The organism is Sinorhizobium sp. 8-89 (assembly GCF_030124325.1).
In the GTDB taxonomy this organism is placed as follows: Bacteria; Pseudomonadota; Alphaproteobacteria; order Rhizobiales; family Rhizobiaceae; genus Sinorhizobium.
The window spans coordinates 1-679 of record NZ_JASKLR010000085.1 but is presented as its reverse complement, the minus strand read 5'-3'; the positions used below and the strand labels follow the sequence as shown (position 1 = coordinate 679).

Annotated in this window: 2 protein-coding genes; both read right to left on the bottom strand. The window is 60.1% G+C overall.

What is annotated here, in order from left to right; all coding sequences use genetic code 11:
- Nucleotide 1: 1 nt before the first annotated feature.
- A complete protein-coding gene (locus QN219_RS33760; RefSeq protein WP_284004758.1) occupies nucleotides 2-421 on the bottom strand; it encodes a type II toxin-antitoxin system VapC family toxin in 420 nt (139 codons plus the stop codon).
- Nucleotides 418-672, bottom strand: a complete 255-nt coding sequence (locus QN219_RS33755) for a FitA-like ribbon-helix-helix domain-containing protein (protein ID WP_284004759.1) — start codon at nucleotides 670-672, stop codon at nucleotides 418-420. The genes QN219_RS33760 and QN219_RS33755 overlap by 4 nt, the downstream gene beginning before the upstream one ends.
- Nucleotides 673-679: the final 7 nt, after the last annotated feature.

Below are 679 nucleotides of genomic sequence, written 5' to 3'. Positions count from 1 at the left end.
TTCATCGGTGGTCCCAAGGGTTTACTACGATAACTCCTGCGGCTTCGAAGGGGCTGGTGTCGCGCGTAGCTATGATAAATCCCTTGGAGGCGGCAATGGCGGCAATATATCCGTCGGGCGTCGGGAATCCCTTCCCGGCCGCTCGCGCCGCCACCGCGAGGTCGGCGCAGTGCCGAGCAGCGCCGATGTCGAAAGGCAACACGCGATGGCCAAACAGTTGGAGCACGCCGTCGAGCGTTTCGGTCAGAGCCTTCTTGCGCCGCCCGTCAGGCAACGCACCGATACCAAACAACAGTTCGGCTAGCGTCACACTGGACAGATACAGCGTTTCAGCGACCTGCTCGTTCAACCATGAGCGCACGGCCGGATTGGGTTCTGGTTTCATCGCCTCGGAGACGACATTAGTATCCAAGACGATCATTCAAACCTCATTGGTTCCGCCGGCGCCTCGTCACGTACCTGGTCAAACACTGCGAAATCATCATTGGTCAGTCCCAGCCGCCGGCCAAGCTCCGCCAAGGCATCCCCCATACGAACGCGCTGCTCGGGCTTCACCACACTTTCCAAGATCTCACGGACTTCCGCTTCGGTGCTGCGGCCGTGCATCGCCGCGCGCACACGCAAAGCGCGATGCACCTCATCGGGCACATTCCGAACTGTCAGGATGGCCATAGTCAAA